Origin of the sequence: Stenotrophomonas sp. ZAC14A_NAIMI4_1 (assembly GCF_003086915.1) — a bacterium.
In the GTDB taxonomy this organism is placed as follows: Bacteria; Pseudomonadota; Gammaproteobacteria; order Xanthomonadales; family Xanthomonadaceae; genus Stenotrophomonas.
On the sequence record NZ_CP026002.1, the window covers coordinates 4175082 to 4183001 of the forward strand.

Annotated in this window: 9 protein-coding genes; 5 read left to right on the forward strand and 4 right to left on the reverse strand. The window is 63.8% G+C overall.

Annotated features, from left to right (window positions below; all coding sequences use genetic code 11):
* Positions 1 to 11: 11 nt before the first annotated feature.
* From C1926_RS19130 to C1926_RS19140, 3 genes are all read right to left on the reverse strand, one after another.
* Positions 12 to 2147: a TonB-dependent receptor gene (locus tag C1926_RS19130; protein ID WP_108760293.1), complete on the reverse strand. Its 2136-nt coding sequence runs from the start codon at positions 2145 to 2147 to the stop codon at positions 12 to 14.
* A 140-nt stretch (positions 2148 to 2287) separates the two neighbouring features.
* Positions 2288 to 2701 (reverse strand): DUF2946 family protein, encoded by a 414-nt coding sequence (locus tag C1926_RS19135; protein WP_108760294.1) that lies wholly within the window; start codon positions 2699 to 2701, stop codon positions 2288 to 2290.
* A gap of 206 nt (positions 2702 to 2907) precedes the next feature.
* Complete coding sequence (locus tag C1926_RS19140; protein ID WP_108760295.1) at positions 2908 to 3288, reverse strand: tautomerase family protein; 381 nt, start codon at positions 3286 to 3288, stop codon at positions 2908 to 2910.
* Between the two features lie 279 nt (positions 3289 to 3567).
* On the opposite strand from C1926_RS19140, the gene C1926_RS19145 reads away from it, so the two are divergent.
* From C1926_RS19145 to C1926_RS19165, 5 genes are all read left to right on the forward strand, one after another.
* Positions 3568 to 4641 (forward strand): NucA/NucB deoxyribonuclease domain-containing protein, encoded by a 1074-nt coding sequence (locus C1926_RS19145; protein WP_159095157.1) that lies wholly within the window; start codon positions 3568 to 3570, stop codon positions 4639 to 4641.
* Between the two features lie 4 nt (positions 4642 to 4645).
* Positions 4646 to 5266: an SMI1/KNR4 family protein gene (locus C1926_RS19150; RefSeq protein ID WP_108760297.1), complete on the forward strand. Its 621-nt coding sequence runs from the start codon at positions 4646 to 4648 to the stop codon at positions 5264 to 5266.
* A 58-nt stretch (positions 5267 to 5324) separates the two neighbouring features.
* A complete protein-coding gene (locus C1926_RS19155; RefSeq protein ID WP_216822032.1) occupies positions 5325 to 5960 on the forward strand; it encodes an SMI1/KNR4 family protein in 636 nt (211 codons plus the stop codon).
* A gap of 497 nt (positions 5961 to 6457) precedes the next feature.
* On the forward strand, positions 6458 to 6865 hold the full coding sequence (locus C1926_RS19160; RefSeq protein WP_108760298.1) for a hypothetical protein: 408 nt from the start codon (positions 6458 to 6460) through the stop codon (positions 6863 to 6865).
* Between the two features lie 42 nt (positions 6866 to 6907).
* Positions 6908 to 7471 (forward strand): hypothetical protein, encoded by a 564-nt coding sequence (locus C1926_RS19165; RefSeq protein WP_108760299.1) that lies wholly within the window; start codon positions 6908 to 6910, stop codon positions 7469 to 7471.
* Positions 7472 to 7549: 78 nt separating this feature from the next.
* Here C1926_RS19165 and C1926_RS19170 read toward each other — a convergent pair.
* The coding region (locus C1926_RS19170; protein ID WP_159095158.1) for an integrase core domain-containing protein at positions 7550 to 7920 on the reverse strand (371 nt) is incomplete at its 5' end.

Below are 7920 nucleotides of genomic sequence, written 5' to 3' on the forward strand. Positions count from 1 at the left end.
GGCCAGCGCCCTCAGAAGCGATGGTCGAGGGTGAACTCGACGCGGCGGTCCGCGCCCAGCAGCCACTGCGTGCTGGTGTAGTACGCCGTTGCGTAGTACGCCTTGTCGAACACGTTGAACAGGCGTGCAGTCACCCGCGTGCGCGGCGCGGCCTGCCAGGTCAGCGCCAGATCGGTGGTGCTGTAGCCGGGAAGTTCGAGCGTATTGGCGTTGTCCGCGTAACGCTTGCCCACATAGCGCGCACCACCGGCCACGGTCCAGTCCGGCAGGAACTGCCAGCTCAGCCACACGTTCGCCATCCGCTCGGCCACGTTCGGCGGCACGTTGCCATCGCGCGAGACCACCACTGCGGGCGAGCCGGTGGTTTCCAGGAAGTCCTCGAACTCGGACTTCAGCACCGTGGCATTCGCATCCAGCGACCACTGCGGTGCGAACGCCCAGTTCAACGAGGCCTCGATGCCGCGCGAGGTCTGCGCGCCCACCTGCACGCGGCGATCAGGCTGCAGCGGATCACGGCTGAGCAGGCCGGTCTTGCGGATGCGGTACGCCGCCAGCGTCCACTCGCCGCCGTCGAACGCCTGCTTCATGCCCACTTCGAACTGCCGCCCCTTGGCCAGATCGAACGCACCGTTGGCCGGGCTGATCATCAGCAGGCCACTGACCGGGTCCGCCGCCTGCGAGTACTGCGCGTACAGGCTCAGCGTCGGCCGCAGCGCGAACACCGTGCCCGCGCGCCAGCCGGAGCTGCTGTAGGTCTTGGAGAATGCTGCCGCGCCACTGATCAGATCGGTGCGGTCGATGGTCGCGCGGTCATGGCGCAGCCCACCCAGCACCGACCAACGCTCGCTCAGCGTCAGGTGGTCTTCGGCAAACAAGGCGTACTGCTCGGCACCGTTGCGGTAGCGCGGCAGGTTGGGCGCATCGCTGGCGAACTGCCCCGGCACCGGATGGAACGGATCCACCGGCCCGGAGCTGCCGGAGTAGGTGTTGTTGGTGTGCTTGAAGTGCGCGCGGTTGGCATCCAGGCCCACTGCGAAGCTGTTGGCCAGCCCGCCCACCTGCCCCTGCACGCGCAGCGTCGAGGTCAGTCCGGTCTGGTCCTGGTTGTGGGTGATCTGCGTGTTGTCCGAGCGATCGATCAGGCCCGTGGCATCGTTGTAGACATAGGCCTCGGCATTGCGCCAGTCACGCTGGCTGTCGATCTGGTAGACGCGCGTGCGCCATTCCACGTTCGCGGTGGGCGTCCACAGCGCATCGAGCTGGGTCCAGCGGTCGCGGAAACGGATCTCGCTGTCGGCCACGTTGTAGTTGCGGTGGCGCAGCGCGTCCAGCTGGCGGCCCTCCACCAGCGGCGTGCCGAAGTAGCGCATCGGCTGCTGGTAGCCCTGCGCATGGGTCAGGGTCAGCTGCAGGTCGGTGCGCGGCTGCCACAGCAGCGCGCCGGAGAACGTCGCATCGTTGTTGCGGCCACGGTCGACCCAGCCACCGCTGTAGTTGCCGCTCACATCCACACGGTAGGCCAGATCCGGCGTCAGCGCGCCACCGCTGCCGAAGCCCAGGCGCGCGGTGTCCTCGCTGCCCACGGTCACGCTGATCTCGTTCTCGATGGCACCGCGCGTCGGCTTCTTCGGCACGATGTTGATGACCCCGCCAATGGCACCATCGCCATGGATGACCGACGCCGGGCCGCGCAGCACTTCAATGCGCTCGATCGACCAGGTATCGAACGGGAAGGTGACGCCCACCCCGCCGTACTGGCGCAGGCCGTCGTACAGGCGCATCACCGACGCGCCATCGGTAAAGCCGCGGCTGGACAGCGCACTCAGGCCATTGCCCGGGTGCGGCATCGCGCTGATGGCACCGGCACGGCTGATCGCATCGTTGAGGTTGCTGTCGCCGCGCTGTTCCAGCTGGTCGCGGTCGATGACGGTGAGCGCGGCCGGCGTCTGCAGCACGCTCAGGCCGAGCGCCGAGCCCGCGGTGGGCACGGCCGACAGTTCGCCATGGCGGGTATCGACCACGCGCACGGTGTCCAGGGTGGTGGGGTCTGCCGCATCGGCATGGGCCGGTGCGGTGTACAGGGCGCAGGCGCACAGCGCCGGCAGCGTCGCCCAGCGCAGGGCAACGACGTTCGGGTTGGTTTTCATGTTTCCACGGCATGCAATGCCGCCCCATCAGACAGGGCAGCAGAAAAGGAAAGCGCACGCGCTAACGCCGGGCGATGCCCAGCAGCTTCAAGAACATCGGTAGCGCCGGGCCATGCCCGGCGGCCTTTCGCGTGCGCGGCTCAGCCAGCGAACGCCATCGGAGGCCCACGCGCACCCAGTGTTCCGCGCAGCCGCGAGGGCAGCGCTCTGACAGATCCCGCCAATGCCCGGCACACCGGCGCCAGAGGCACCAGCAGCAGGAACGCCGCCACCAACAAGGTGATCAGGCGCGCTGCGATCAGGCAGTACTCACAGTCCACACCCATTTCATGCTCGGCGTGGGGATCGACCGCCGGCTTGGAGACGGTCTCGTCGTGCGCCATCGCGTGGTGGTCGTGGTGCCCTTCCATCGCGTGCTGCGCGTGCGCGCCGTGGCCCATAGCGCTGTGGTCCATCGCGCCATGATCCATGCCCGCCATCACCGGCGCGACGGCTGGCGCCGGCCCATGGGCCATCCAGCGGCTCACCAGCGGGGCAAGCAGCACCAACAGCATGGCAAGCCATGCCAGGGTCTGGAACCGGCGGTGGAATCGGGGGCGACGCACCCCGCCATTCTACGGCGCGGCGGCCAACCCTGGACCACGTTCAGGGTTTTGCCCCTGCGACACGGTGACGCAGGGGCACAACCCGGGCCACGCCGATGACTCCGCCCTCTCGCAGTAGATCCACGCCATGCGTGGATGCTCTTGCTCCTGGGCCATCAACTCACGTACTGCGCCACCCCATTTCCGAACGACCAATTCTCCGGCTTCACCTCCACCAGATTGATGAATACGTCCTCGCGGCGGATACCCACCGCCTCATGCAGGCCATTGGCAATGCCGAGGTACAACGCCTTTTTCTGCTCCTGCGTACGCCCCTCGCTCCAGGTGATCTGCACACAGATGAAGTCATCGGTGCGGGCCACGCCCAGATAGCCGGGATCGAAGACGAGCGTACCCGCCTCGTGTTCCTGGAAGACCTGGAAACGATCGTTTTCCGGCACACCCACCGCACGCAGGGCCTGGTAGATGGCCTCCCCTACGCGCTGCAGATAATCGGCGGATTTACCTTTGCGGAGATCGATACGGGCGAGCGGCATGGCAGGGCTCCAGAGGCGTGGCGAGATGTGCTGCCGATAGGACCACGCCGCAGGCCCGGCAGCAAGCGGGCGCCCACCTCTGTCGCGTTGAGCCTCGCAGGCAGTGGTCGACCCCACCGCATGCCGCCGGGCCAGTGACGGGAGGCGCATGCGGGCCGTGCCCTCCATCACGCCCGGTTCGACATGCGGGCTTTTCCTACCCTCCTCCATCGGTTGGCAGGCGCATCAAGGGGCACCGGCACGCAGCGCCGGCGACCTGTCCACTACGAGGAAACCCCGATGAAACTGACGCCACTGGCCCTGGCCGCAACACTGTGCGCGTTCACCGCGCGTGCCCAGGAAGACGATGACTGCCCCAGCGATGCACAGATGATCGCCACCATGACCTTCGCCGAGCTTGATCGGTATGAAGCGGACATGCGCGAGGAAGAGCCGCCCTTCGAGGAACTGTGCAAGGACGCCACCGACAAGGACGAAGAGGACGCGACGGGTTCGCGGCGCCACTACTGCGTAAAGCGCACCGCGCGCTACGTGTCCTACAACACCGACATCGGCGCAGAGGAGTATTCGGACATCACGATGTACGACTACGCCTACCTTCCTCGCACAGGCACCACCTGGACACACCGCGTGCGCGTGGACATCCAGGACGTGCTCGGTGAGGCCTCCAAGGGCCTGACGGTGGCACCGTTCCTCTACTGCGGCAGCTGCACCGACAAGCAACAGTTCCAGATGATTACCATCGGCGGGCCGGGAGCCTATGACTTTGCGGTGACCCTGCGCATGGACACCGAAGATGGACGAACCAGCCAGAACACCCAGTTGATCCTGACCCGCTTCAACGTGGACCAGACACCCATCGAGATGTCGGCCCCGGAACTGCGGTGCGAGAAGCTGGCCACAAAGCAGTACGCGGGCTGTCGACACTCAGCCTATCCCGCAGTCTTTGAGCTTTCGGTGAGCAATCCGGACGTTGATGAATCGGCCAAGCACCTGAGAAGCGCTCAAGAGGCGCTGGCGGGCAATCCGGGAAGGTGGAATCCCGATCCTGCGCTACGCGGCGCAGCGCTGACACGCCTGGCACCCACGAAAGAGATTGAGAAGAATCGTGCCGCATCGGTTCAGCTGTGTCGGAAGCGATTCCCGGATTCAGCCGCGCCCGGCCTCAATTGCGATGAGTACCCGTTTGCAGCGACAAGGCAGGGTGCAGCACAGAGCCCGGCCGAAGCCATGTCAGTGCGGTACATCGACGCAGCAGACAACAAGCGTGTCGGTGGACTTCTGAAAGGTTTCTACTGCACGCACGCCAGGATCCTGGATGGCGAACCGTTCTGGGTATCCATCAAGGAGTGATGTCATGACGCATGATGAATGGAGCGAACTACTCCATGAACTCAGCCGAGCCTGCCTTGCATCCATCCCGCGCGACAGCGATCCGTCGCCGTTTGGATTTGGATTGCAGCAATTGATTGATCGATATCCGCAGGAGGGGATATCCAACGTTGCCCGCGAGGTGCTCGCGCGAAGGGCCGGCTACCTTGGGCTACCCCCTGCAACACCAGCTCAGATCGCGCAGGAAGAACAGCGACTGGGTATCCAGCTACCTGCCCAGTATCGATGCTTCCTTGAAGTCTCCAATGGCTTCCTGCTTCCGGGCGGTGCCATCACATCCTATCTTCCGATTGAGCAGGTAGAACCACTCAAGACGAACTATCCGGAGGTGGCTGAGTTCTGGAGGACGATGATGGATGGTTTGGAAGAGGAGGTGCCTGACCTGCTGGAGAGCAGGCTCGATAGCACCCTGCAGATCTCCGGACCACCCAATGACAGGTGGGATTTCATCATGCTTGACGACCGTCCAGAAAGTGAAGGCGAAGAACTGTCGATGTTCAACCTGGGCCACAACGGGCCATCCGATCCCATCGGGATGGATGCGTTGGTAAGAAATGCACTTGCCTACTGGCAGTGGCACGCATGAATTCTGCAGAGACTGTCGGAACTCCCATTTCCAAAAACGCCTTCTGGAAAATTTCTGCATGAACGCGCCAACGAAAGACTCTGAAATACCTGTCACCGTGGATGACTGGCTCGGCCTTCTCACCCGACTCAATCGACAACTGCTCTCCACGCTGAATGAGAGGCTTGCCGAGTCCCACGTTGATATGGGCCTGCAACCCTTTGCCGACCAGTACCCGGACAGCCCGCTGGCAGAGGTTGCTCGACGCGCACTCACTGGGAACATCGACTGGTGCGGCGTACCGGGTGCCAGTGAGCAGGCCATCGTCGACGCGGAGAAGCGCCTCGGCGTCAAGCTGCCGAAGAGCTACCGTGACTTCCTGAAGGTCAGCAATGGCTTCGTGCTGCCGGGGCGCTTTGTGGACATCCTGCTTCCCGTTGAACTGATTCGTCCCTTCGGACAGGAAAACGAGGAGATCGTGCAGATCCGCAGGGAGCTGGTTGTGGATCCGGTAGTGGAGGCATTCGAGTACCACCTTGACCGTGCCATACAGGTAACCGGCACACCGCAGATGGGCGATGATTTCTTCCTGTTGGACACTCATCGATCTTCCACGCCGAATGAGTGCGATGCCCACGTCTACAGTCGCGTCGATATCGACTGGTTCGCCTCGTTTGCACACCTGATGCTGGAGGAGAGCGAGTCAAGTCTGTAGCGCAGCAACGCCCTGCTCCTTGATCCTCGCGGGCCGGCGTGAAGATCGATATCGGACAGACCGTCGCTCGTTGACGCTTTTGGCTCTATCGCGTCATCGCAACCCGACCGGCCCGCTTTTTTCAGCAGATCCTGGCTAGTCTTTGCACGAATGCGATGAGCGTACTGGCGCACAGAACGCGAGTCGCCCTTCCCGCCTGCGTATCAATGCAACTTTCCTCACTGACTTCCGTCTTTGCGCGGATCGATGATCACCCCGCCAAGGCAGCACGCCTTGGTCGGGATTGGCGTCTCGAATAAACGAACAAGCTTCAAGGGCTGCGAAATCATTCGCAGCTGAGAGAATGGACCTACTGCCTTCAATGGCGGGCGGTGCGTGGGGATCGACAGATCCACCAGGCCTTCTTCTCCCTTGAAGTTTGTTTGCCTTGGTACGCCAACCTGCACCGTCCGCCACCTTCATTCCGAAGGTGGCCTTACGCCAGTGAGGGTTTTGCCATGACCAACCGAGCCGCATCGCTTCCCCGCCTGTACGCGTTGATTGCCGACATCGCCAACCAGGTTCCCGACGACATCGCACGCGAGATCGAGTGCGCGTTGGACGAACAGAATCTGCCCCTGCAGGCCCCCACGTTCTTCGCCTGCCTGGACGCCATCCGGCGAGCCGACGGCGCAAACGGGCAGCCCTGCAGCCCGCGCAGGCTGGCGGCCAGCGAGCACGCCTCACTCAGCCGTTCGCTGGCCGGGCTCTCCGCGCTGCTCGACATTCTGCAGGCCGCCGAGCGCGCGCGTGTCGAAGGCGGCCCGGACGAACAGATGGGCAGCTTCCACACCGATGGCCTGATCGTGGCCGCGCGGCAGCTGGTGTGCGAGGCCACCCATAGCCTGGAAAGCGGAACGCCCTGAGCGCCTTGGCTACAATCGCGCAGGGAATCGCAGGAAACCGCAATGGACGCCGAACACCTGGAGTACTTCAAAGCCGCGCTGGAAGGCCGCGCAGCCATCGGCTGGAACGTGTGGTTTGCCGCCAATCAGCAGGCGCTGTCACAGCAGTTGACTCGCCCTGCCCTGCTGCGGTTGAAGTTCAATCAGCTGGATGAAGCCGAACGCCTGCTGGCCGAGGCAGGCATCGTGCCTGCCAGCACGGCGGGCAAGCGCTACGAGATGTACTGCGCGCAGTTCGCTTTGGATGTGCTGGATGAAAAAGGCCGGCCGCTGCCGGCCATCTGGCGCGCGGCGCACGGGGGTGCCATCGGCCTGCTTGCCGATGGCGAACACGAAGCGGGCCAGGCGAAGCTGCTTGCGGAATTCCGCCGCGCCCGCAAGCGCGGTCTGCCGCAGGCGCACGAATGGCTGGGCGATCTGTGCTTCGAGGGAGAGATGGAATTGTGCGGCGGCAATACCGAGGTGGGCCGCCAGCTACTGGCGGTGGTGGTGCAGGCCGGTAGCGGCCACGACCTGCTGGACGGGACCGCGATGATCGCGCGCGAGCTGCTGGGGGATCTTGATTGAGGCAATGCGGCTGCGCCACATCGCAGTGACCCGTCCTGCCATAGGTTGACACCCATGGGGTGGATGAACCGGCCGCCTTCAGGCGGCCAAGGACGCCCGATGCATCGCATCGGACGTCTGCATTTTAAGGGACAGGTGGGGTCGCTCGGCGTTGTAGATTTCTACTGCCTCAGCCACCATCTGGCGGGCCTGTCCAAGGTCCCGCGGGCGATGGAGCAGAAACTCGCATTTCAGGATCCCGTTGACTCGTTCTGCCAGAGCATTCTGATAGCAGTCATAGCCGTCGGTCATCGAGCAGACCAAGCCATGCTTGGCGTGGATATGCTGGTAGTTGTCCGAGCAGTATTGAATGCCTCGATCCGAATGGTGGATCAGTCGCTGCCTCGTTTTCCGGGCTTTCAGGGCCATTTCCAGTGCTTGCGCGGTATGTTCGGTCTGCAGCGTCTCAT

Coding starts and splice junctions, on each gene's coding strand:
- C1926_RS19145 (WP_159095157.1), top strand. CDS start 3,568: ATGAAACTGACGCCACTGGCCCTGGCCGCAACACTGTGCGCGTTCACC.
- C1926_RS19150 (WP_108760297.1), top strand. CDS start 4,646: ATGACGCATGATGAATGGAGCGAACTACTCCATGAACTCAGCCGAGCC.
- C1926_RS19165 (WP_108760299.1), top strand. CDS start 6,908: ATGGACGCCGAACACCTGGAGTACTTCAAAGCCGCGCTGGAAGGCCGC.
- C1926_RS19140 (WP_108760295.1), bottom strand. CDS start 3,288: ATGCCGCTCGCCCGTATCGATCTCCGCAAAGGTAAATCCGCCGATTAT.
- C1926_RS19160 (WP_108760298.1), top strand. CDS start 6,458: ATGACCAACCGAGCCGCATCGCTTCCCCGCCTGTACGCGTTGATTGCC.
- C1926_RS19130 (WP_108760293.1), bottom strand. CDS start 2,147: ATGAAAACCAACCCGAACGTCGTTGCCCTGCGCTGGGCGACGCTGCCG.
- C1926_RS19155 (WP_216822032.1), top strand. CDS start 5,325: ATGAACGCGCCAACGAAAGACTCTGAAATACCTGTCACCGTGGATGAC.
- C1926_RS19135 (WP_108760294.1), bottom strand. CDS start 2,701: ATGCTGTTGGTGCTGCTTGCCCCGCTGGTGAGCCGCTGGATGGCCCAT.